24 protein-coding genes are annotated in these 21,559 nt (G+C 73.6%); 11 read left to right on the top strand and 13 right to left on the bottom strand.

All coding sequences use genetic code 11. The features are described from left to right. Positions 1-111: 111 nt before the first annotated feature. From hflX to RDV89_RS11350, 4 genes are all read right to left on the bottom strand, one after another. Positions 112-1,566, bottom strand: coding sequence for a GTPase HflX (gene hflX / locus RDV89_RS11365; RefSeq protein WP_438823273.1), 1,455 nt, complete (start codon positions 1,564-1,566; stop codon positions 112-114). A 145-nt stretch (positions 1,567-1,711) separates the two neighbouring features. Next, positions 1,712-3,364 carry an alkaline phosphatase D family protein gene (locus RDV89_RS11360; protein WP_315733160.1) on the bottom strand — a complete coding sequence of 551 codons (1,653 nt, stop codon included), beginning with the start codon at positions 3,362-3,364 and terminating at the stop codon, positions 1,712-1,714. A 57-nt stretch (positions 3,365-3,421) separates the two neighbouring features. Further along, a complete protein-coding gene (gene dapF / locus RDV89_RS11355) occupies positions 3,422-4,288 on the bottom strand; it encodes a diaminopimelate epimerase (protein ID WP_315733159.1) in 867 nt (288 codons plus the stop codon). Then, positions 4,285-4,911, bottom strand: a complete 627-nt coding sequence (locus tag RDV89_RS11350) for a TetR/AcrR family transcriptional regulator (RefSeq protein WP_315733158.1) — start codon at positions 4,909-4,911, stop codon at positions 4,285-4,287. The genes dapF and RDV89_RS11350 overlap by 4 nt, the downstream gene beginning before the upstream one ends. A 72-nt stretch (positions 4,912-4,983) precedes the next feature. On the opposite strand from RDV89_RS11350, the gene RDV89_RS11345 reads away from it, so the two are divergent. Beyond that, positions 4,984-5,886, top strand: a complete 903-nt coding sequence (locus tag RDV89_RS11345; RefSeq protein WP_315733157.1) for a sterol desaturase family protein — start codon at positions 4,984-4,986, stop codon at positions 5,884-5,886. On the opposite strand, the gene RDV89_RS11340 is transcribed toward RDV89_RS11345, so the two are convergent. The 3 genes from RDV89_RS11340 to miaA are packed head-to-tail and all read right to left on the bottom strand — an operon-like array spanning position 5,858 to position 8,416. Then, positions 5,858-6,418 (bottom strand): dihydrofolate reductase family protein, encoded by a 561-nt coding sequence (locus RDV89_RS11340; RefSeq protein WP_315733156.1) that lies wholly within the window; start codon positions 6,416-6,418, stop codon positions 5,858-5,860. The two genes, RDV89_RS11345 and RDV89_RS11340, sit on opposite strands and share 29 nt — an antisense overlap. Before the next feature lie 35 nt (positions 6,419-6,453). Then, positions 6,454-7,407, bottom strand: coding sequence for a helix-turn-helix domain-containing protein (locus RDV89_RS11335; RefSeq protein ID WP_315733155.1), 954 nt, complete (start codon positions 7,405-7,407; stop codon positions 6,454-6,456). A gap of 52 nt (positions 7,408-7,459) precedes the next feature. Beyond that, positions 7,460-8,416, bottom strand: a complete 957-nt coding sequence (miaA, locus tag RDV89_RS11330; RefSeq protein ID WP_315733154.1) for a tRNA (adenosine(37)-N6)-dimethylallyltransferase MiaA — start codon at positions 8,414-8,416, stop codon at positions 7,460-7,462. A gap of 42 nt (positions 8,417-8,458) precedes the next feature. Here miaA and RDV89_RS11325 point away from each other — a divergent pair, with 42 nt between their 5' ends. The 4 genes from RDV89_RS11325 to RDV89_RS11310 all read left to right on the top strand — a co-directional run bounded on the left by RDV89_RS11325 (position 8,459) and on the right by RDV89_RS11310 (position 10,660). Continuing rightward, entirely contained in the window at positions 8,459-8,731 is a 273-nt protein-coding gene (locus RDV89_RS11325) for an antitoxin (RefSeq protein WP_315733153.1), read from the top strand. After that, entirely contained in the window at positions 8,728-9,303 is a 576-nt protein-coding gene (locus tag RDV89_RS11320; RefSeq protein WP_315733152.1) for an NUDIX domain-containing protein, read from the top strand. The genes RDV89_RS11325 and RDV89_RS11320 overlap by 4 nt, the downstream gene beginning before the upstream one ends. Further along, entirely contained in the window at positions 9,300-9,563 is a 264-nt protein-coding gene (locus RDV89_RS11315) for a hypothetical protein (protein WP_315733151.1), read from the top strand. Before RDV89_RS11320 ends, RDV89_RS11315 begins: the two co-directional genes overlap by 4 nt. Positions 9,564-9,691: 128 nt before the next feature. Continuing rightward, complete coding sequence (locus tag RDV89_RS11310) at positions 9,692-10,660, top strand: putative endonuclease domain-containing protein (RefSeq protein ID WP_315733150.1); 969 nt, start codon at positions 9,692-9,694, stop codon at positions 10,658-10,660. A 92-nt stretch (positions 10,661-10,752) separates the two neighbouring features. Here RDV89_RS11310 and miaB read toward each other — a convergent pair whose 3' ends face one another. Then, positions 10,753-12,288 (bottom strand): tRNA (N6-isopentenyl adenosine(37)-C2)-methylthiotransferase MiaB, encoded by a 1,536-nt coding sequence (gene miaB, locus RDV89_RS11305; protein ID WP_315733149.1) that lies wholly within the window; start codon positions 12,286-12,288, stop codon positions 10,753-10,755. 91 nt (positions 12,289-12,379) lie between these two features. Between miaB and RDV89_RS11300 the strand changes: the two genes are divergently transcribed. The 5 genes from RDV89_RS11300 (at position 12,380) to RDV89_RS11280 (ending at position 16,568) form a co-directional block, all read left to right on the top strand. Next, positions 12,380-12,988: a hypothetical protein gene (locus RDV89_RS11300; RefSeq protein WP_315733148.1), complete on the top strand. Its 609-nt coding sequence runs from the start codon at positions 12,380-12,382 to the stop codon at positions 12,986-12,988. A gap of 92 nt (positions 12,989-13,080) precedes the next feature. Then, the gene (locus RDV89_RS11295) at positions 13,081-13,857 is read left to right on the top strand and encodes an amino acid ABC transporter ATP-binding protein (RefSeq protein ID WP_438823272.1); all 777 of its coding nucleotides are present in this window, start codon (positions 13,081-13,083) and stop codon (positions 13,855-13,857) included. Positions 13,858-13,996: 139 nt separating this feature from the next. Beyond that, on the top strand, positions 13,997-14,884 hold the full coding sequence (locus RDV89_RS11290; RefSeq protein ID WP_315733147.1) for a glutamate ABC transporter substrate-binding protein: 888 nt from the start codon (positions 13,997-13,999) through the stop codon (positions 14,882-14,884). Positions 14,885-15,021: 137 nt separating this feature from the next. After that, entirely contained in the window at positions 15,022-15,714 is a 693-nt protein-coding gene (locus RDV89_RS11285; RefSeq protein ID WP_315733146.1) for an amino acid ABC transporter permease, read from the top strand. After that, a complete protein-coding gene (locus RDV89_RS11280) occupies positions 15,711-16,568 on the top strand; it encodes an amino acid ABC transporter permease (protein WP_315733145.1) in 858 nt (285 codons plus the stop codon). The genes RDV89_RS11285 and RDV89_RS11280 overlap by 4 nt, the downstream gene beginning before the upstream one ends. 9 nt (positions 16,569-16,577) lie before the next feature. Here the strand turns inward: RDV89_RS11280 and RDV89_RS11275 are convergent, their stop codons facing one another. Together RDV89_RS11275 and RDV89_RS11270 are read right to left on the bottom strand one after the other, a co-directional pair. Further along, on the bottom strand, positions 16,578-17,075 hold the full coding sequence (locus RDV89_RS11275; protein ID WP_315733144.1) for a hotdog fold domain-containing protein: 498 nt from the start codon (positions 17,073-17,075) through the stop codon (positions 16,578-16,580). Between the two features lie 45 nt (positions 17,076-17,120). After that, positions 17,121-17,900 (bottom strand): trans-aconitate 2-methyltransferase, encoded by a 780-nt coding sequence (locus RDV89_RS11270; protein WP_315733143.1) that lies wholly within the window; start codon positions 17,898-17,900, stop codon positions 17,121-17,123. A 103-nt stretch (positions 17,901-18,003) separates the two neighbouring features. On the opposite strand from RDV89_RS11270, the gene RDV89_RS11265 reads away from it, so the two are divergent. Continuing rightward, positions 18,004-18,489 (top strand): MarR family winged helix-turn-helix transcriptional regulator, encoded by a 486-nt coding sequence (locus RDV89_RS11265; protein ID WP_315733142.1) that lies wholly within the window; start codon positions 18,004-18,006, stop codon positions 18,487-18,489. A gap of 196 nt (positions 18,490-18,685) precedes the next feature. On the opposite strand, the gene RDV89_RS11260 is transcribed toward RDV89_RS11265, so the two are convergent. From RDV89_RS11260 to RDV89_RS11250, 3 genes are read right to left on the bottom strand one after another with little or no spacing between them, the layout of a single operon-like run. Beyond that, a complete protein-coding gene (locus tag RDV89_RS11260; RefSeq protein WP_315733141.1) occupies positions 18,686-19,348 on the bottom strand; it encodes a GntR family transcriptional regulator in 663 nt (220 codons plus the stop codon). After that, the gene (locus tag RDV89_RS11255; RefSeq protein ID WP_315733140.1) at positions 19,345-20,328 is read right to left on the bottom strand and encodes a hydroxymethylglutaryl-CoA lyase-like TIM-barrel protein; all 984 of its coding nucleotides are present in this window, start codon (positions 20,326-20,328) and stop codon (positions 19,345-19,347) included. Before RDV89_RS11255 ends, RDV89_RS11260 begins: the two co-directional genes overlap by 4 nt. Continuing rightward, on the bottom strand, positions 20,325-21,530 hold the full coding sequence (locus RDV89_RS11250; protein WP_315733139.1) for a CaiB/BaiF CoA transferase family protein: 1,206 nt from the start codon (positions 21,528-21,530) through the stop codon (positions 20,325-20,327). Before RDV89_RS11250 ends, RDV89_RS11255 begins: the two co-directional genes overlap by 4 nt. Positions 21,531-21,559: the final 29 nt, after the last annotated feature.

Raw genomic sequence — 21,559 nt, 5'->3', positions numbered from 1 at the left:
TCTGCCGTGGGACGGACGAGGACACAAACGCGGCAAGGGTACAGACCCGCTCGCCCGGTCGTGCCATCGCCGGATGAACGGCGAGCCACCCGAACGGGTAGCGATCCGGTCCTACGCCTCGACGGCGTACTCCGCCAGCTCCCCGGCCAGACCCGCGTTCGCGCGCCCGGAGACCCGCGTGCCGTCGGCCGTGTGCTCGAGGTGCTCGATCTCTCCGTGCTGGTGGATTCGGTTCATCAGGTCGCCGCGGGCGTACGGCACCAGCGCGTCGAACGGCTCGGCCGGGTGCGGCAGCTCGCCCTCGACGACCCGCAGCGCCTCCTCGATCCCCTCTCCCGTGCGCGCGCTGACGACCACGAGGTGCGGCTCGCGCTGGCGCAGGCGCGCCAGGACCAGCGGGTCGGCCAGGTCGGCCTTGTTCACGACGACCAGCTCGGGAACCCGGTCGGCACCGATCTCGGCGAAGACCTCGCGCACCGCGGTGATCTGGCCCTCGGGGTCGGGGTGCGACCCGTCGACGACGTGGAGGATCAGGTCGGAGTCCGCGACCTCCTCCAGCGTCGAGCGGAACGCCTCGACGAGCTGGTGCGGCAGGTGGCGCACGAAGCCGACGGTGTCGGACATCGTGTAGACGCGGCCGTCGGAGGTCGTGGTGCGTCGCGTCGTCGGGTCCAGGGTCGCGAACAGGGCGTCCTCGACCAGCACGCCCGCGCCCGTCAGCCGGTTCAGCAGCGACGACTTGCCGGCGTTGGTGTAGCCGGCGATCGCGACGCTGGGCACCTGGTTGCGCTGGCGCTCCGTGCGCATCGTGTCACGCGTGCCCTTCATCTGGGCGAGCTGGCGGCGCAGCTTGGCGATCTTCGTGTTGATCCGGCGACGGTCGGTCTCGATCTTCGTCTCACCGGGGCCGCGGCCACCGATACCGGCACCGCCGGCCACCCGGCCACCGGCCTGGCGCGAGAGGTTGCCGCCCCAGCCGCGCAGGCGCTGCTTCATGTAGCTCAGCTGCGCCAGCTCGACCTGCGCCTGGCCCTCGCGGCTCTTCGCGTGCTGGGCGAAGATGTCGAGGATCAGCGCGGTGCGGTCGACCACCTTGACCTTGAGCCGGTCCTCCAGGTTGCGCAGCTGGCTCGGGGCGAGCTCGCCGTCACAGATCACGGTGTCGGCGCCGGTCGCGGCGACGATCTCCTGCAGGCCCTCGACCTTGCCGCGGCCGACGTACGTCGCCGGGTCGGGGCTCTGGCGCCGCTGGTAGATGGCCTCCAGCACCTCGGAGCCCGCCGTCTCGGCCAGGAGCGCGAGCTCCGCCATCGAGTTCTCGGCGTCCTGCACGCTGCCGGTGGTCCACACCCCGACGAGCACGACGCGCTCGAGGCGCAGCTGGCGGTACTCGACCTCGGTGATGTCCTCGAGCTCGGTGCGCAGGCTCGCCACGCGGCGCAGCTGGTGGCGCTCGGCGAGCTCCATCGCGCCGGTCGTGAGGTCCTCGGGGTCGGGGTCGTCGGCGTAGCCCGAGACGAAGTCGTCGGGCTCGTCCGCATCGTCGAGGTCGTCGAGGTCGTCCAGGTCGTCGGGCTCGTCGGCGGCGTCGAGCTCCTCGTCGGGGTCCTCCCAGTCCTGGGTGGCGGCGAGGGCGTCGGCGAGGGAGAAGTCGGGTGCGTTACTCATACGCCGTCAAGAGTAGGCCGCCGCGCCGGTTTCGGCGAAGGGGTTATGCCCGGGGCGTAACGGCCCGCTCCGGCTCGAGGTCCACGGAGTGCAGCACGGCGCCCGTGCCGTCGCGCAGCTCGACCCGCAGCCTGCCGTCCGCGTCGATCGAGCCGTGGCCCACGAACGTGAGCTCCGGCGTCGGCGCGCGGCGCGAGCGCCCGGGGTTGCCGCGGGCGAAGACCTGGCGGGCGCCGAACGTGCCGTCGACCTCGGTGGTGCGGAACGAGCTGGCCGCGAGCGGACCGGCGACGAACTCCCAGAAGGGGTCGAAGTCGGTGAAGTCCGCGCGCTCGGGGCTGAAGTGGTGCGCCGCGGTGAAGTGCACGTCGGCGGTGATCCACACGACGTTGCGCACCCCGGCGGCCTTGAACGCCGAGAGCACCCGGGCGATCTCGTGCTCGCGCCCGCGCGGCACCCCGGAGTCGTTGTTGCCGATCCCGTCGTAGTCGAAGTCGCGCCGCGGCGCGAGTGCCAGGGGCTGGTCGGCGCTGATCACCTTCCAGGTGGCGCGCGATGCCGTCACCTCCCGGATCAGCCACTCGACCTGCTCCTCCCCCATCGAGGCGACCGACCCCTCGGCGGTGGCGGCGTCCTCGTTCGAGCCGCGGAAGGTGCGCTGGTCGAGGCAGAACACGTCGAGGTGGGCGCCGCGGGCGACCTTGCGGTAGAGGCCCTTCTCCGCGAAGCCGGTCGAGCCGCGACCGAGCAGGTGCTGCTGGCCGATCGGCATGTACTCCCCGAACGCCTGGCGCCCCATCCGCGCGAGCGTGTCGACGTCGAGCTCGTCGGTGTAGGGGGCGAACGCGCGGTCGTTGTCGATGCGCTCCCCGGGATACCAGTTGTTGGTCGTCTCGTGGTCGTCCCACTGGCTGATCACGGGCACCTGGGCGTGCAGGCGGCGCACGTTCTCGTCGAGCAGCACGTAGCGGTAGCGGCCGCGGAACTCCTCGAGCGTCTGGGCGGGCCGACCGACCTGCTCGGTGACGACGTTGCGCCACACCGAGCCGTCGGGCTCCAGCACCGTGTCGGTGATCGGCTCGTCGGCGTAGATGTTGTCGCCGCAGTGGATGAAGACGTCGGGGCGCAGGTCGGCGACCGCGCCGTACCCCACCAGCCCGCCGACGTCCGGGTTGATGCCGTAGCCCTGACCGCAGGTGTCGCCCGACCAGGCGAACGTGGTCGCCGCCGGGCTGGTCGACGGCGTCGAGAACGCGACGGTACGCGGCTCTCCGAGGCTGCCGTCGGAGCCGGCGAACCACAGCTCGGCCTCGTACTCACGCCCGGGCTCGAGGTCGGCGACCGCGAGCCGCGCCGTCAGGTCGCTGCCCGCGTTCGCCGTCGGGCCCACCCGGGTGCCGAGCACCCGGCCGCCGGAGGAGAGGCGTACCTGCAGGTTCCCGGGCGCCTCGCCCCGCGCCCACAGCACCGCGGAGGTCGGGGTCACGTCGCCGCACTGCACGTGGGTGACCGCGTCGCGGGTCGGCAGCAGGCCCGGGGTGGAGCGCTGCACCGGCTTCTGCGTGACCCGCGCCTGGATGGCCGCGCCGTCGACCGGTGGTCGCCCCAGGGCGATGCCGCCGACGACGCCGCCGCCGAGCGCCAGGACGCCGCGGCGACGCAGGAGGCTGGACCCGAGATGCTGTGCCCTCGTCACGGCTCACGACCCCACCGGCCCCGGGTGAACCCGCGGTGGCGGCGACGTGGCTCCGCCTCAGAGGGTCGCGGAACCCTCCGCGACGATCTCGGCGGGGCCGGTCAGCACGACCGTGCCGGCCGGGGTCCAGGTCAGGTCGAGCTCGCCGCCGGGCACGTCGACGCGGTAGACCACCGGCTCGGCGGGCGCGCTGCCATCCGCGGGCACGGCGCCGTCGGCCAGCGCGGCGGCGACCATCACGGCTGCCGCGCCCGTGCCGCACGAGCGGGTCTCGCCGGAGCCGCGCTCGTGGACCCGCATGGCGACGTGGCGCTCGCCGCGGCGCACCACGAACTCGATGTTGACGCCGCGGGGGTAGACGTCGTGGTCGTACGCCGGCTCCGCCAGCAGGTCGCCCGCGTCGGCGAGGTCGTCGACGAACGCGACCGCGTGCGGGTTGCCCATGTCGACGCCGGTGGTGGGCCAGCTGCGTCCGTCGACGGCGACGCTGCTGGCGGCGGTCAGGGCGGGCGCGCCGACCTCCGCCGAGATCCGGCCGTCGGCGTCGACGGTCACCTCGAGGACGCCGGCGCGGGTCGCGACGGGAACGGGGGCGTCCGCCGCGACGCCCTCGTGGTCGACGAGCCAGCGCGCGAAGACCCGGATGCCGTTGCCGCACATCTCCGCGACCGAGCCGTCGGCGTTGCGGTAGTCCATGAACCACGTCGCCGCGCCCCGCGCGGCCACGGCCGCCGGGTCGTCGGTCGCGTCCGTGCGCACGACCCGCAGGATGCCGTCGCCGCCGATGCCGGCGCGACGGTCGGTCAGGGCGCGCACGCGGTCGTCGGTGAGCGAGGCGTGGGTGGAGCCGTCGGCGTCCGGGAGGATCACGAAGTCGTTCTCGGTGCCGTGGCCCTTGGCGAAGGGGTACGCGGTGGCGCTCACGGCGTCGATCCTCCCACGCCCGTGAAGAGCGCACCCGCCACGCGCTCGGCCCGCGCCAGCACCGCCGGGCCCGGCTCGTCGGGGTGCTCGGCCCACCAGCGCATCACGGTGTCGAGCATGCCGACCCAGATGCGCGTCATCACCTCGAGGTCCGCGGGATCGGTGTCCCCGGCCAGGCGCAGCATCTCGCCGACCCCCTCGACGGCGAGCGCACCGAGCCGGTCGGTGTGACGACGGGCGGCCTCGGCGGCGGGGCTGCCGGGCGGCACGGTCCGGTCGAACAGCACGAGCCACAGGTGCGGTCGGCCGTCGAGCGCCTCGGCCAGGCCGGCGACGGTCAGCAGTCCCCGCTCCACGCCGACGGCACCGAGGGCGGCCGAGCGCTCGACGTCGGCCACCACGACGCGGCCCGCGGCGTCGGCGCAGGCGGCGTACAGGCCCTCCTTGGAGCCGAAGTAGCTGTAGACGAGCGGCTTGGTGATGCCCGCCGCGCGCGCGATCTCGGGCACCGAGGCCGCCGCGTACCCCACCCGCGCGAACGCGCGCTGCGCCGCGTCGAGGATCTGCTCCTCGCGCTCGGCGCGCGGCACGCCCTTGGTGCCGGTGCGGGCGTTGGAGCTCATGCGGCGGCACTCTAGCCAAGCGATATGACCTGAAGGTAACTTACCCCGAGGTCACATCCTGGGAGGTCCCCCGTGCTCGACGTTCTCGACCCGCTGAAGAACCCCGTCACCTACGCGGCGCCGTTCTTCGTGCTCACGATCCTCATCGAGCTCGCGGCCCTGCGCTGGCTCGACCACGACGACAACCTGACGGGGTACGCGCTGCGCGACGCCCGCGCGTCCATCTCGATGGGCGTCGTCTCGCTGGTCTTCCTCACCGCGTTCAAGGTCGTCACGTTCTTCGGGTTCGTGGCGGTCTCGGCGTACCTCGCGCCGTGGCACCTGCCGGTCGACACGTGGTGGTACTGGGTGCTGCTCGTCGTCGGGCTCGACCTCGGCTACTACGCCCACCACCGGTTCAGCCACCGCGTGCGGATCGCGTGGGCCGGCCACCAGGCCCACCACTCCAGCGAGTTCATGAACTTCGGCACCGCCCTGCGGCAGAAGTGGAACCCCTGGTTCGAGTTCTTCTTCTGGCTGCCGCTGCCGCTGCTCGGCTTCGCGCCGTGGACGCTCTACGTAGCGTTCGGCGTCAACCTCGTCTACCAGTTCTTCACCCACACCGAGCTCGTCGACCGGCTGCCGCGGCCGGTGGAGTACGTCTTCAACACCCCGTCGCACCACCGGGTCCACCACGGCTCGGACCCCGAGTACCTCGACAGGAACTACGGCGGGATCCTCATCGTCTGGGACCGGCTGTTCGGCACGTTCGCGCCCGAGCGGCACCGACCGACCTACGGGCTGACCACGAAGGTCGACACGTTCGACCTCATCGAGCTGCAGTACGGGCACTACCGCGAGATCTGGCAGGACCTGCGCTCGGCCCGGTCGTGGCGCGAACGCGCCGGCTACCTGTTCGGGCCGCCCGGCTGGAGGCCGGCGGACGTCGTCGCCGAGCCGACCGGCCTCAGCGCACCACCGCGTACCGCGCCGTGACGAAGTCGGCGTTGCGCGCCGTGGCCCGCAGCTCCAGCTCGACGCGTCGCGGCAGCAGCGGCGCCCCCGAGCCCAGGACGCACGGGGCGTAGGACAGGACCACCTCGTCGAGCAGGTCCAGGTCGGCGAGGCGCCCGACGAGCTCCCCGCCGCCCACCACCCACACGTCGCGACCACCGGCGGCCGCGGCCGCCTCGGCGTGCAGGGCACGCAGCGCGTCGTCGCCGTCAGCCGCGGCGAAGCGGAGGTCGGCCCCGGCCCAGGCGGAGGGCCGTCCGGCGGCCAGCTCCTCGCCGCGGTGGGTGAGCACCCAGGTGGGGGCCGCGTACTCCCACGGCGAGCCGCCCGCGTGGCGCGCGACCCACTCGTAGGTCGAGGCACCCATCAGCTGGGCGCCGATCGCGGGCAGGAACTCCCCCATGTTCTCGGGGCCGTCCTCGTCGATGCGGCGCGAGAGCAGCCAGTCGAGGGAGTGGTCGTCGGTGGCGATGAAGCCGTCGAGGCTGGTCGCGGTGCAGTAGACGGTGGACACGGGTGCTCCTCCTGCGGGGGCGGTCGGGCGGGCGGTCAGGGGCGGTGCGGCTCGCGCGCCCACTCGAGCGGGTCGCCGAGGTCGGGGGCGGGCGGGGCGTCGTCGAGGACGCCGAGGTCACGGAGCAGCCCGCGCACCAGCAGGCGGCGGTGGGCCGTGTACTGCAGCACGTGCGCCACGACGGCGCTCAGGACGAACGACTCGGGCGGCTCGCACAGCGCGTCGACGAGCCGGTCGGCCCAGGCGTCGCGCTCCGCGATCCCGGTGACCGCGGCGATCCACCGCGGCCCCGCGCGGCGGTGCCGGCGCTCGAGGTCGGCGAGGTCGTCGCCGCCGGCGCCGGGGTGGTCGGCGCCCTCGATGCTGGCCACCCACACCTCCTCGGCGAAGACGGCCCCGGCCAGGAGGGCGGCGACGCTCTCCTCGGGCGGGGTCCAGGCGTGCACGCGGTGGCCGGGCAGCAGCACCCGCCGGTACGCCTCCGCGTCGAGGTGGCGGGCGGTCTCGAGCAGCAGCGTGGTGTCGGCCACCCCGTGGTGCAGCTGCACGGCGAGCACCGGGTCGAGACGGGCCCGGTGCGGTCGCGGGGCGTCGTCGTCGCGCACCCACAGGTTGCTCGGCGGGTGGAAGTGGATGCCGTTCGGGGCGCTCAGCCAGGGCGCCGTGCCCGCGGTGGTCGCGCTCGGCGGATGTCCGTAGGCCCGGCCGAACGCCCGGGCGAACCCGTCGACCGAGTCGTAGCCGGCCTCCAGCGCCGCGTCGGTGACGCTGCCGCCGCTCGCGAGGCGCCAGGCGGCCCGCTCCAGCAGCACCCGGCGGCGCAGCGCGACCGGCGGCTCGCCCGCGTCGCGGCTGACCTGGCGCGCGAAGTGGTGCGGCGAGGCGTGGGCGTCGCGCGCCATGTCACCGAGGCGGGGGTTCTCCTCGTCCAGCACCGCGTCGAGCAGCTCGCGCAGGCGGTCGCGGCCGGTGGGTGCGTGCTCGCTCATGGGAGCAGTGTGGGCCGCGGCGCGCCGTGCGCGCCCGACCGTTCTTGCGCACCTACCCGTGCGCGGGCACCGCCGCCACGGCCGCCAGCGCCGTCGCCACCCGGTCGGGGTCGTCCCAGCGCACCCAGACGATCCGCGGGTCCTTGGTGAACCAGGCCTCCTGGCGGCGCGCGAAGCGCCGCGTCGCGACGACGGTGCGCTGCTGCGCCTCGTCGCGGTCGATCTCCCCGGCCAAGTACGCCGCCACCTCGCGGTAGCCGATCGCGCGCGAGGCCGTCAGCCCCTCCGTGAGCCCGCGGGCGAGCAGCACCTCGACCTCCTCGACCAGGCCCGCGGCGAACATCGCGGCGACCCGGCGCTCGATCCGGTCGTCCAGCGTGGGGCGGTCGATGGCCACGCCGATCTGCACGGTGCGCGGCTCGACGTGCTCCATGCGCGGCAGCGACGCGCTGAAGGGACGTCCGGTCAGCTCGACGACCTCGAGCGCCCGCACGACGCGTCGGCCGTTCTCCGGCTCGATGCCCGCGGCCGCCTCGGGGTCGCGCTGCGCCAGCAGGCGGTGCAGCGCCGGGGCGCCCACCTCGGCGAGCTGCTGCTCGTACCGCCCCCGCACCTGCGGGTCGGTGCCCGGGAAGTCGAAGCGGTCGAGCACCGCGCGGGTGTAGAGCGCCGAGCCGCCCACGAGCACGGGGGTCCGGCCGGCGTCGCGCAGCCCGGCGATCACGTCGCGGGCGCGGGTCTGGAAGTCCGCGACGCTGGCGGGCTCGGTGACGTCCAGCAGGTCCAGCAGGTGGTGCGGGATCCCGCGCCGCTCGGCGACCGGCAGCTTCGCCGTCCCGACGTCCATCCCCCGGTAGAGCTGCATCGCGTCGGTGTTGACGACCTCGCCGCCGAGGCGCTCGGCGAGGTCCAGCGAGAGGTCCGTCTTGCCGGCCGCCGTGGCGCCCACCACAGCCACGATCGGGGGCACGACCGGCGGCTCGATCGACAGCGGGGCGGGCTCGGACACGCTGGCTATCCTTCCAGCACCGCAACGACCAGGAGGCACCAGATGGGTTTCAGCGACAAGCTCAAGGGCGCGCTCGGCCAGGCGAGGACGAAGGCGAGCGACGCCGTCGACAAGCACGGCGACAAGATCAACGGCGGCATCGACAAGGCCGCCCGCTTCGCCGACGAGAAGACCAAGGGCAAGTACTCCGACAAGATCGCCAAGGGCACCACCAAGGCGAAGGAGACGCTCGACAAGATCGACGACAGGAACGACGGCCACGGCGGCCCCGGCGCGCCCGGCACGCCCGGTGGTCCCGCCGGCCCCGTCCGGTGACCGACGCCTCCGACGCAGCGACGCAGCGCCCGGTGCTCGACGACCCCGTCGGCATCGGGCGCTTCGTCGTGGTGCCCGCCGCCTACGTGCTGCTGCTGCGACCCGCGAGCGGTGGCGGCGCGGCCCCCGAGGTGCTGCTGCAGCTGCGCTCCGGCACGGGCTACATGGACGACCACTGGGCCGCCGGAGCGGCCGGGCACGTCGAGAAGGGCGAGACGGTGCCCGTGGCCGCGCGGCGCGAGGCCCACGAGGAGCTCGGCGTGCGTCCCGACCTGCTCTTCCTCACGACGATGCAGCGGCGCGCGCCCGGCCCCGACCCGGCGCCGGCGATCGACGAGCGGGTCGACTTCTTCTTCGCCGCGACGCACTGGCAGGGCGAGCCCACGATCCAGGAGGGCGCGAAGTGCGCGGACCTGCGCTGGTTCCCCCTCGACGCCCTCCCCGACCCGGTCGTGCCGCACGAGCGCGTGGCGCTCGCGGAGCTCGCGAGGGTCGTGGGCCCGACGGGTACGTTCGTGGCCACGCCCCGCGCGTACCTGACGTTCGGCTTCGACGACGAGGAGCAACGATGAGCAGCGACCCCGGTCCCCAGCCCGAGCCCACGATCGAGCCCCGCGAGCCCCTGCCGGGCGGCGCGGACGCGCTGGACGACGAGGAGAAGTACGGCGCGACCGCCGACGTCCCGACCGTCCCCGACCCGGACCCCGAGGCCAACCCGGCCGAGGAGGAGATCCCCGACGTGCTGAAGCAGCGCACGGACGAGGACGAGGAGCCCGACGCCGACGCCGAGAAGGCCGAGGACGTCAACGGCGGCGTCGAGCCGCCTGCCTGATCGGGCGGTGACCCGCTGCGTGTCGGATCGCTGAGCAGACGGGTGGCCACGATCCGACACACAGGCACCTTCTCCACAACGGCCGGGGTACGCGGTTGCGCCCTTGGTCCGCGGGTAGCCGAGGGACCGTGCCCTCCCCGATCCCCGAGCCCGTCCGGGCGCTGCTGGCGTCGCAGGACGACGTCGTCTCCCGTGCGCAGCTGCTGAGGACCGCGCCCGCCTGGCAGGTGCGCCGGTGGATCGAGCGGGGCGCGCTGGTCCCGGTGCACCCCGGCGTGTACGTCGCCCACAACGGACCGACCACGTGGCAGCAGCGCGCGTGGGCGGCCGTCCTCGTCACCTGGCCGGCTGCGCTCCACGGCGTGTCGGCCCTGCGGGCCGCCGACGGCCCGGGGCGCCGGCGGCACGACGACGCCGGCCCGATCCACGTCGCGGTGGGCCGGGACCGGGCGCTCGCTCCGAGGCCGGGCGTCCGCGTGCACCGACTCGCCCGGCTCGACCAGGGCGTGCAGTGGAACCTCGGGCCGCCGCGGCAGTGCTACGAGGAGGCCAGCCTGACGGTCGCTCTCCTCGAGCCGCGCCGCATCGACGGGATCGCGGTGCTCGCCGCGGGGGTGCAGAACCGGCGGACCGTCGCGCGCAGGCTCGCCGAGAACCTGGCGTCGCGCCCGAGGGTCGCCGACCGCGCGTTCTGGCGGGGCATCCTGGAGGACGTGGCCGCCGGCAGCTGCTCGGTCCTCGAGCGCGGCTACCTCGAGCGGGTCGAGCGGGCCCACGGACTACCCGTCTTCGACCGGCAGGTCCGGGAGCGGACCCCGTCGGGCGTCGTCTACCGGGACGCCGCGCTCGGTGGCGTCGTCATCGAGCTGGACGGCCGCCTGCACCACGACAGTGCCAGCTCACGCGACCGCGACATGGAGCGCGACCTGGACGCCGCCGTCGACGGCCTGGTCACGCTCCGGCTCTCCTACGGCCAGGTGTACGACCGGGCGTGCGCCACCGCTCGCCGGATCTCGGCGGTGCTGCGCGACCGCGGCTGGTCCGGCCGCCCCCGTGCGTGCGGCGTCGGCTGCGACCTCGCGGACCGGGCGGCCTGAACGCCCCTGGAGCGGCCCGGGGCGCCTTCCGTGTCGGATCGCTGAGCAGACGGGTGACCGCGATCCGACACGCAGCGGGCGGTGCTCCGCCCTCAGCGCACCGAGCAGGCGTCGACGACGGGCGGCAGCGGCTCGGGGCGGCCCACGGTCGGCATGCCGAGCGCGACGCCCTTCGGGGCGGCGGGCTCGGCGGTGCGCCGCTCCCACGCGTCGCCCGCGCGTGTGCGGCGCACGGCGAGGACCGGGCCGTCGGCGACCAGGTGGTGCGGGGCGCCGTAGGTGACCTCGACCTCCACCATGTCGCCGGGCCGCGGGACCGCACCGTCGACACGGGTGAAGTCCGCGGCGAAGTGCACGAGGCGGTTGTCGGGGGCCCGGCCGGACATCCGCGACGTTTCGGCGTCCTTGCGTCCCTCGCCCTCGGCGACCATGAGCTCGAGGCGCCGGCCCTCGAGCCCGCGGTTCTCCTCCCACGCGATCTCGTTGACGAGCTCGACCAGGCGCTCGTAGCGCTCCTGAACGACCGCCTTCGGCACCTGGTCGGTCATGGTCGCGGCCGGCGTGCCCGGGCGCGTGGAGTACTGGAACGTGAACGCCCCCGAGAAGCGCGACTCGCGCACGGCGTGCAGCGTCTGCTCGAAGTCCTCGTCGGTCTCGCCGGGGAAGCCGACGATGATGTCGGTGGTGATCGCGGCGTCCGGGATCGCGGCGCGCACGCGCTCGATGATGCCGAGGAACTTCTTCTGGCGGTACGAGCGGCGCATCGCGCGCAGCACGGTGTCGGAGCCCGACTGCAACGGCATGTGCAGCGACGGCATCACGTTCGGCGTCTCGGCCATCGCCTCGATGACGTCGTCGGTGAACTCGGCCGGGTGCGGCGAGGTGAACCGCACGCGCTCGAGGCCCTCGATCCGGCCGCAGGCGCGCAGCAGCTTCGAGAACGCCTGGCGGTCGCCGAACTCGACGCCGTACGCGTTGACGTTCTGGCCGAGCAGCGTCACCTCGGTGACGCCCTCCGCGACCAGGGCCTCCACCTCGGCCAGGATCTCGCCCGGGCGGCGGTCCTTCTCCTTGCCGCGCAGGCTCGGGACGATGCAGAAGGTGCACGTGTTGTTGCAGCCGACCGAGATCGACACCCACGCGGCGTACGCCGACTCCCGCTTGGTGGGCAGCGTCGAGGGGAAGACCTCGAGGCTCTCGAGGATCTCGACCTGGGCCTCCTCCTGAACGCGGGCGCGGTCCAGCAGCGCGGGCAGGGAGCCGATGTTGTGCGTGCCGAAGACGACGTCGACCCAGGGGGCCCGGCGCGTGATCTCGCCGCGGTCCTTCTGCGCCAGGCAGCCGCCGACGGCGATCTGCATGCCCGGGCGGCGCGCCTTGACGGGCGCGAGGTGGCCGAGGTTGCCGTAGAGCTTGTTGTCCGCGTTCTCCCGCACCGCGCAGGTGTTGAAGACGACGACGTCGGCCTCGTCGCCGTCGCCGGCCACGGTGCGGTCGAACGGCGCGTACCCCGCGTCCTCCAGCAGGCCGGTGAGGCGCTCGGAGTCGTGGACGTTCATCTGGCACCCGAAGGTGCGGACGTCGTAGGTGCGCGGAGCGTGCGTGTCGGGGCTGGCGGTCTCAGGCATGGCGGACCCCAGGGTACGACCGCGCGACGGCGCTATCCACATCCTGCGGATCGCGGGGTTCGCCCTTTGGGCGTCGGGTACGCGCCGCGCCATGACCTCCCCGGAGACCTCCAGGACCGCCCGTCCCGAGCGCCCCGAGCGCTTCCGCCACGGCTGGCAGCTGGCCGCGCTGCTGCTGCGCCCCCGTCCCTCGGCCTTCGAGGCCGCGCGCGACCTCGTGCCGTTCCCCACGGCGTACGCCCTGCTGCTCGCCGCCGACCTGCTCTCGCTCCTGCGGGCCGAGACGGTGGAGGCGCCCCGGGTGGTGGCCTCGTTCGTCGCGCCCCTGGTGGCCCTCGCCGCGGCGGCGCTCGTCGCGACGGTCGTGCGGGCGACCGCCGTGCCCCGGCACGACCGCTTCGGTCGCCCCGTCGCACCGCTGGCGTGCCAGCTCGCCGTGCTCCTCGGCGCGGCCCGGCTCCTGGGCGAGGTCGCCGCGCTGGGGCCGCTGCCCGTGGCCGTCGCGGCCGGGGTCGTCCTGCTGGTGCTGCTCGTGCTCGCGTCGACGTTCCAGTGCGCGGCGCAGCTCGAGGTGTCCGCACCCCGCGCGCTCGCCGGCCTGGCGCTGGGGTGGCTCCTGCTGCTCGTCGCGGTCCTGCTGCTCACCACGTGCGCGGCCGTGCTGACCCACGACGGACCGGTGCCCTCGGGGCCGCGGTGACGGCGCCCACCGGTCACGAATCGATCCCGATTGACACCCGCGGGCCGTCCCCACTGGTCGCGGAGGACCAGATGCCGATAGGTTCCCGCGCCATGACGATGCTGGACAAGGAGCCCTCGACGCCGGCGCAGGGCGAACCCCTGGTCGTGCTCTCCGGCGTGCAGAAGTGGTTCGGCGAGCTCCACGTCCTGCGCGACATCGACCTCACGGTGCACCGCGGCGAGGTCGTGGTCGTCATCGGCCCGTCCGGGTCCGGCAAGTCGACGCTGTGCCGCGCGATCAACCGGCTCGAGACGATCGGCGAGGGCTCGATCACCCTCGACGGCCAGCCGCTGCCGGAGGAGGGCCGCGCGCTCGCCGAGCTGCGCGCCGAGGTCGGCATGGTCTTCCAGAGCTTCAACCTCTTCGCCCACAAGACGATCCTGGAGAACGTCACGCTGGGTCCGATCAAGGTGCGGGGGCAGAAGCGCGAGGACGCCGAGAAGCGCGCCCGCGAGCTGCTCGACCGGGTCGGCGTGGGCCACCAGGCGGACAAGTACCCGGCCCAGCTCTCCGGCGGCCAGCAGCAGCGCGTGGCGATCGCCCGCGCCCTGGCGATGGAACCCAAGGTGATGCTCTTCGACGAGCCCACCTCGGCGCTCGACCCCGAGATGATCAAGGAGGTCCTCGACGTCATGGTCGAGCTCGCCGAGGGCGGCATGACGATGATCGTCGTGACCCACGAGATGGGCTTCGCCCGCACGGCCGCCAACCGCGTGGTCTTCATGGCCGACGGCCAGATCGTCGAGGAGAACACCCCCCACGAGTTCTTCACCGACCCGCAGACCGACCGCGCGAAGGACTTCCTCGGCAAGATCCTCAAGCACTGAGGACCCACTGACCCGCTGGGACGGCCGGCCACCCGCCGTACCCCTCCCCGCATCGTCACCGGACCGCCCGAACCGGCCCGGCGACACCACCACCGCACCGAAGCAGTTCCCACTTCCGGGGGAACGGGAAGGCAGACCCATGCGACTCACCAGGACGTGGGCGGCGCTCACGGGCGTCGTGCTGACGGCCACCCTCGCCGCCTGTGGCAACGCGGGCAGCGACGGCGCCGACGAGGACGTGGACGTCGACGTGGCGGAGGACGCCGCGGAGCAGTTCGACGAGGGCACCGCGATGCGCCGCATCGCCGAGGACGGCACCATCCGCATCGGCGTCAAGTTCGACCAGCCGGGCATCGGCTTCAAGGGCGCCACGGACGACCAGCCCTCCGGCTTCGACCCGCAGATCGGCCGCATCCTCGCCGCCTCCCTCGGTCTCGAGAACGAGGACATCGAGTGGGTCGAGACGATCTCCTCGAACCGCGAGCCGTTCCTCCAGGAGGGCGAGGTCGACCTCGTCATCGCCTCCTACTCCATCACCGACGAGCGCCGCGAGGTCGTCGGCCAGGCCGGCCCGTACTACGTGACCGGCCAGCAGCTGCTCGTGCCGACCGACAGCGACATCACCGACGTCGCCGACGTCCAGGGCCAGGAGGTCTGCTCGGTCACGGGCTCGACCTCGCTCGACAACGCCGAGGCCGAGGGTGCGGTGCCGCGCGGCTTCGACACGTACTCCGAGTGCGTGGACCAGGTCCTCGACGGCACGGTCGCGGCGATGACCACCGACGGCGCGATCCTGCTCGGCTACGCGGCGGAGAACCCGGACGAGCTCCAGGTCGTCGGCGAGCCGTTCTCCGAGGAGCGCTACGGCATCGGCTACTCGATCGAGTCGCCCGAGATGTGCGGCTGGATCAACGACACCCTCACCGCCGCGTTCGACGACGGCACGTGGGGCGAGGCGTTCGACAACACGCTGGGCGTGAGCCTCGACGAGACGCCGGAGCCCCCGACGCTCGACGAGTGCGCCTGACGCTCGTCACCAGCTGAGCCGCGCGGCGGGCTCCCGGACCGTTCCGGGAGCCCGTCGCGCGGGTCGCGACCACCCCCGTCCGGTGGCGTCGCGACCACCCCGTCCACCTCTCGACCGTCACCGAAGGAGCCAGCCGCGTGGAGGCGATCTTCTCCGACCCGATGGTGTACCTGAAGGGCTTCGGCCTCACCATCGGCCTGCTCCTCGTGTCCGCCGTCGGCTCCCTCGTGCTCGGCACGCTGCTCGCGGCCGCCCGGGTCGGACCGATCTGGGTGCTGTCGAAGGCAGCCACGATCTACGTGTCCGTCTTCCGCAACACCCCGCTGCTGATGATCTTCATCTTCGTGGCGATCGCGATGCCGCGGCTCGGCATCACCTTCAAGAGCATCGAGCAGGTCGAGATCGCGGGCTGGAACGTCTCGTCCTTCTTCTTCCGGGCCTGCCTGGCCCTCTCGCTCTACACCGCGGCCTTCGTCTGCGAGGCCATCCGGTCCGGCATCAACGCCGTCCCGCTGGGCCAGGCCGAGGCCGCCCGCGCGATCGGCATGACGTTCGGCCAGAACATGCGCCTCGTCGTGCTGCCGCAGGCGCTGCGCGCCGTGGTCCCGCCGCTGGCCAGCGTCATCATCGCCCTCGCGAAGAACACCTCGGTCGCGGCCGCCTTCGGCATGATGGAGGCGACGGCCACGATGCGGGGCATCACCAACCGCAACGGTGACCAGGTCCTCGAGATCTTCTTCCTCGTCGCGCTCGGCTACGTGCTGATCGTCGAGGTCATCTCCTTCTCCTCCTACGCGCTGGAGCGGCGCTGGAAGGCGGCCCGTCGATGAGCGCCAGTGTCCTGTTCGACGCCCCGGGCCCGAAGGCCCGGATGCGTCACCGCATCCTGACCGGTGTCGCGGCCCTCCTCCTGCTGGGCGTGGCGGCGCTGGTCGTCATGCGGATGGCCGACCGCGGCCAGCTCGAGTACGCGCTGTGGGAGCCGTTCGTCACGACCTCCTACGTGCAGTTCATCCTCGAGGGCCTCGTCTCCACCCTGCAGATGGCGGCCCTGTCGATCCTGTTCGCCGTCGTCTTCGGCGCCGTGTTCGGGATCGGCAAGCTCTCCGAGATCACCGTCGTGCGATGGGTCTCCTGGCTCGTCGTCGAGTTCTTCCGCGCGGTCCCCGTGCTGCTGCTGATGGTCTTCCTGTTCGTGGCCTACGCGCTCGGCGACGGACCGCTCAGCTCGTTCTGGTGCGTCGTCATCGCGCTGACGCTCTACAACGGCTCGGTGCTGGCCGAGGTGCTGCGTGCGGGCATCAACGCCGTCCCGACCGGCCAGACCGAGGCGGCGTACGCCATCGGCCTGCGCCGCTCCCAGGTCGTGTGGCTCATCCAGCTGCCCCAGGCCGTGCGCACCATGCTGCCGGCCCTGATCAGCCAGTGCGTCGTGGCGCTGAAGGACACGAGCCTCGGCTACTACATCCTGGCTCCCGGCCTGACGGCCGTCGCCCGGCCGATCTACCAGGAGTTCGGCAACCACGTGCCGACGGCGATCGTCATCACGGCCCTCTACATCATCGTCAACCTGATCCTCACCGGCTTCGCGACCTGGCTCGAGAAGCGGCTGTCGCGGGCGAGGAAGGCCACCGTCGTCGACGACCTGTCCGACAGCACGAACACCGCCGGGCCGGCCGTCTGAGGGCTCGGCTCAGCCCTTCTTGCGGGGGGTCACCCACAGGCGGATGACCCCCTCGATCACCACGGTGCCGTCGGCCCGGACGCCCTTGACGCGCACCGGGAGGTCCCCTCCGGCCGCCGGGAGGACGTCGTCCGTCCACTGCTCCGGGTCGGTCTCGGCGATGCACCGGATGTCGGAGTCGGCCTTGGCCGTGTAGCTGACGTCCATGCCCTTCGGGATCCAGCGCTTGTCGGCCGGGATCGTCACCTCGGCCAGCGCACCCATCGCCGCCTCGAGCCCGTTGCACAGCGCGATCGCGTGCACGGTCCCGATGTGGTTGTGCACCCCCCGGCGCTTGCCGATGACGAGCTCGGCGTAGTTCGGGCGCAGCTCGGTGAAGCGCGGGCGGATGGTCGCGAAGTACGGCGCCTTCCGGGCGAACGCGACCGAGAAGACGCGCGAGCCGAGGACGGGACCGACGACGGGAAGCGACGTGGTCTGCTTCCACAGGTTCAGGACGGCGGACATGGCGCGACCCTACTGGTCGGTAACCATTCCGTCGAGACCGCCCTGTCAGCCCCGACGGGCCACCACGAAGACGCGGCGGAACGGCAGCACGACGCCGGGCTCGCCGCCGACCTCGGTGACGGGGTACGCCGAGCGCAGCGCCGCCGCGAACTCCTCGGTGAACCGGTGCCGCAGGTCGTCGGGCAGCGCCTCGAGCGTCGGCCGGGCCCCGGTGGCGCTCACCCACGTCAGCACCGGGTCCTCGCCGCGCAGCACGTGGAGGTAGGTCGTCTCCCACGCGTCGACATCGGCTCCCTCCGCCGCGAGGGCGGCCAGGTAGGTCGCCGCGTCGTGCGAACCCGGGGTCGCGATGTCGGCGAGGTGGGCGGCGTACGGCTGCTGCGCCGCGAGGTCGCGGCGCAGCGTGTGGCTCGGCTCGTCGAAGTTGCCGGGCACCGAGAACGCGAGGGTCCCGCCCGGCGCGACGGCGCCGAGCAGGCGCGGCAGCAGTTCGAGGTGGCCGGGCACCCACTGCAGGGTGGCGTTGGAGACGACGAGGTCGTACGCCTCCTGCGGCGCCCAGGTGCGCAGGTCGCCGGTCTCGAAGCGCAGCGTCGGGTGCTCCGCGTGGTCGGCGCGTGCCCGCTCGATCATCTCGGGCGAGGAGTCGACGCCGAGGACAGAGGCCTCGGGCCAGCGACGGGCGAGCAGGGCGGTGACGTTGCCCGGTCCGCAGCCCAGGTCGACGATGCGGCGCGGCTCCGCGTCGACGCGGGCGAGCAGCTCCACGAACGGTCGGCCGCGCTCGTCGGCGTAGCGCAGGTAGTGCGTCGGGTCCCAGGCCATGTCCGTCTCCTCCGAGTCGACTTCCTCCCCAGGGTGCGCCGCATTTGTCTCGACGTCAAGATTCTTGTGGTCGGCATTCTCGATCGGCGCTACCCTTCCCCGCATGCGTGACGAGGTGGACGAGCTGGTCGAGGCCTGGGCCCGCGAGCGGCCGGACCTCGACCTGGGCCCCGTCGAGGTGTTCAGCCGGATCAGCCGCCTCTCGCGCCACCTCGACCTCGCGCGGCGCAAGGCGTTCGCCGCCCACGAGATCGAGCCGTGGGAGTTCGACGTGCTCGCCGCCCTGCGGCGGGCGGGTGCGCCGTACGAGCTCTCCCCCGGCCGGCTGCTGCGCGAGACGCTCGTGACCAGCGGGACGATGACGAACCGCGTCGACCGGCTCGCCGGGCGCGGCCTCGTCGACCGCCAGCCCGACCCGAACGACCGCCGCGGCGTCCTCGTGCGGCTCACCCCGGCCGGCAAGGCCGCCGTCGACGGCGCCTTCGAGGCCCTGCTGACCGCGGAGGCGGCCCTCGTCGCCGACCTCCCCGCCGACGAGCGCGAGCGCCTCGGCGCGCTGCTCCGCGAGCTCATGCGCCCCTTCCACTGACGCGCCGGGGCGGCACGAGCGGCCCGGTTCCCTGCGTCGAGTTGCGGGTTGCGCCGCAGTACGCACGTCGAGTTGCGGGTTGCGCCGCGGAGCGGGCTCACCCGCGCGCGTGAGCGCCGGCTCGGCGCGGCGCAACCCGCGACTCGGCACCCGAGAACGCGGCGCAACCCGCACCTCGACGCAGGCTCCGGGGGGGTCAGGGGGCGGACGGGCGGACGGTGGCGGTGTGGCGGGCGGCGAGGACGTGGGTGCGCATGACGGACGAGGCCCACTCGGCGTCGCCGGCCCGCGCCGCGACGACGAGCTCGCGGTGGTGGGACATGCTGCGCTCGAGCGCCTCGCCGGAGTAGCGGTGGAAGGTGCGGTGCACGACCGCCGGGCGCACGACCGCGGTCACCGCCGCGGCGAGCGCCTTGTTGCCGCAGGCCACGAGGAAGCACTCGTGGAAGCGGCGGTTGAGCTCCCCCAGCCGCTGCAGGTCGCGACCGTCGTCGACGAGCCGGGTCATCTGCTCGGCCAGGTCCTCGATCTCGTCGAGGCCGGCGGCGTCGAAGCGCGGCACGGCCAGCGCCGTGGCCTGCGGCTCCAGGGTCACGCGCACGGTGAACATGTCCGCGACCTCGGCCGGGGTGTACGCGACCACCTGGGCGCCGCGGTTGGGGTGCACCTCGACGAGCCCGTCGGCGGCGAGGCGGCGCAGGGCCTCGCGCACCGGCGTACGGCTCACCCCCAGCTCCTCGGCCAGCGCCGACTCCTTGAGCCGCGAGCCGGGCTGGACGTCGCCGGACGCGATCCGGTCCGAGAGCCGCTGGTAGGTCAGCTGCACGGCGTCCGGTCGGCGTGCCCCCGTCGTGCTCACACGCGGCCCGGCGGCGAGTCCGGCCAGGGCGCGGCGCCGAGCTGCGCGCGCGTGCCGCCCCGCGCGGTGAAGGACACCGGGGGTCGGCCCGTCAGGCGCGCTACGAGGTCCACGACGCGATGATAGGCGCCGAGGTCGATACCGGTCGCGACCCCGAGCACGTCGCACAGGTGCAGCAGGTCCTCGGTCGGGGCGTTGCCGAGCACCTCGGCCGGGCCGGGGAACCACAGGTCGCCGCCGAGGCCGCCGCAGGCGGTCTCGATCCAGTCGACGCCGACCTGCATCGCGGCCACCGCGTTCGCCAGCGCCGCCCCGTTGCGGTTGTGCAGGTGCACGCCGACGGCGAGACCGGGGTGGCGGGCGCGGACGCGCGCGACGCCGGCCGCCATCTCGTAGGGGTGCTCCATGCCGGTGGTCGCGGCCAGGTAGACCCCGGACGCCCCCGCCGCCACGGCCGCGTCGACGACCCGCTCCGCCTCCGCCCACGGCACGTCGCCGCGGGCGGGCGCGAAGAACGCCGAGGCCACAGCCACCACGAGGTCGGCGCCGGACTCGCGGACGACGGGGCCCGCCGCGCCGAGCTCGTCGAGCAGCTCGTCGACGCCGCGGTTCTGGTTGGCACGCGCCAGCCCCTCGTCGGCCGGCACCACGAGCACGATCTCGTCGAGCCCGCAGTCGGCCGCCCGCCGGGCGCCCACCAGGTTGGGCACCAGCCCGCGGTAGCGCACCCCGGGCTCGCGCGGCACCCGCGCCATCACGTCCGCGGCGTCCGCCAGCTGGGGCAGGACCTTCGGGTGGGCGAACGACACGGCCTCGACCTCGCGTACGCCCGCCTCCAGCAGCAGGCGCACCACCTCGACCTTGTCGTCCGTGCTCAGCACCGGGTCGGGCACCGCCTGGAGCCCGTCGCGCAGCACGACCTCGACGACCCGCAGGGACGCCGGCAGCGCCGGCAGCCCCGGCAGCCCCGCCTCGCTCACACCGCCCCCGCTGCCCGCAGCTGCGCCACCTCGTCGTCGTCGAGGCCGAGGTCGCGGGCCAGCACCTCGTCGGTGTGGGAGCCGAGCGGCGGGCCGGGCCAGCGCACCGACCCGGGCGAGCGGCTCAGCCGCGGGAAGACGTTCTGCATCGCGACCGTCCCCAGCCGCTCGTGGGCGACCTCGATGATCGAGCCCCGCGCGCGGTAGTGCTCGTCGTTCATCATGTCGGGGGCGCGGAACATCCGCCCGAACGGCACCGCGCCGTCCTCGAGCATCTTCTCCAGCACCGCCGCGTCGAGGCCCGCGGTCCACTCGGCGACGAGCGCGTCGAGCTCCTCCTGGCGCTCGCCGCGGGCGCCGTGGGTGGAGTACGCCGGGGAGTCGGCCAGCTCGGGACGCCCCATGACGGCCGCCAGCCGCCGGAAGACCGTGTCCTGGTTCGCCGCGATGAGCACCCACGCACCGTCGGCCGTGGGGTAGACGTTGCTGGGCGCGACGTTCGGCAGGATCGCGCCGGTGCGCTCGCGCACGTAGCCCGTCTGCTGGAACTCCGGCACGGTCGACTCCATCAGCGCGAGCACCGCCTCGAAGATCGCCGAGTCGACGACCTGGCCGCGACCGGTGCGCTCGCGCTCCTGCAGCGCGGCCAGGGCGCCGAGCGCGCCGAAGGTCGCGGCCAGCGAGTCGCCGATCGAGATGCCCGTGCGGCTCGGCGGCGTCGAGGGGTCGCCCACGACGTAGCGCAGCCCTCCCATCGCCTCGCCGATCGAGCCGTAGCCGGGACGTTGGGAGTACGGACCGTCCTGGCCGTAGCCGGAGACCCGCACCATCACCAGCCGCGGGTTCTCCGCGGCCAGCTCCTCGTAGGACATCCCCCACCGCTCCACCGTGCCGGGACGGAAGTTCTCCACCACGATGTCGGCCTTCGCGGCCAGGCGGCGGGCGAGGGCCTGGCCCTCGGGCGTACGCAGGTTGCAGGTCACCGAGCGCTTGTTGCGGCCGACGACCGACCACCACAGCGACTCGCCCTCGGGGCGCTCGCGGCCCCACTCGCGCATGGGGTCGCCCTTGGCGGGGTCCTCGAGCTTGATCACGTCGGCGCCGAGGTCGCCGAGCAGCTGGCCGCAGAAGGGGCCGGCGATGAGCTGGCCCATCTCGAGCACGCGCAGGCCGTGCAGGGGACCGTGGGACTTCTCGTTCATGGTCGTCATCTCTCCTGGAGGGAAGGGCG

The sequence above is a fragment of the Nocardioides imazamoxiresistens genome, assembly GCF_032378595.1.
GTDB classification, from domain to species: Bacteria; Actinomycetota; Actinomycetes; order Propionibacteriales; family Nocardioidaceae; genus Nocardioides; species Nocardioides imazamoxiresistens.
This window is presented reverse-complemented; position numbering and strand designations above follow the sequence as displayed.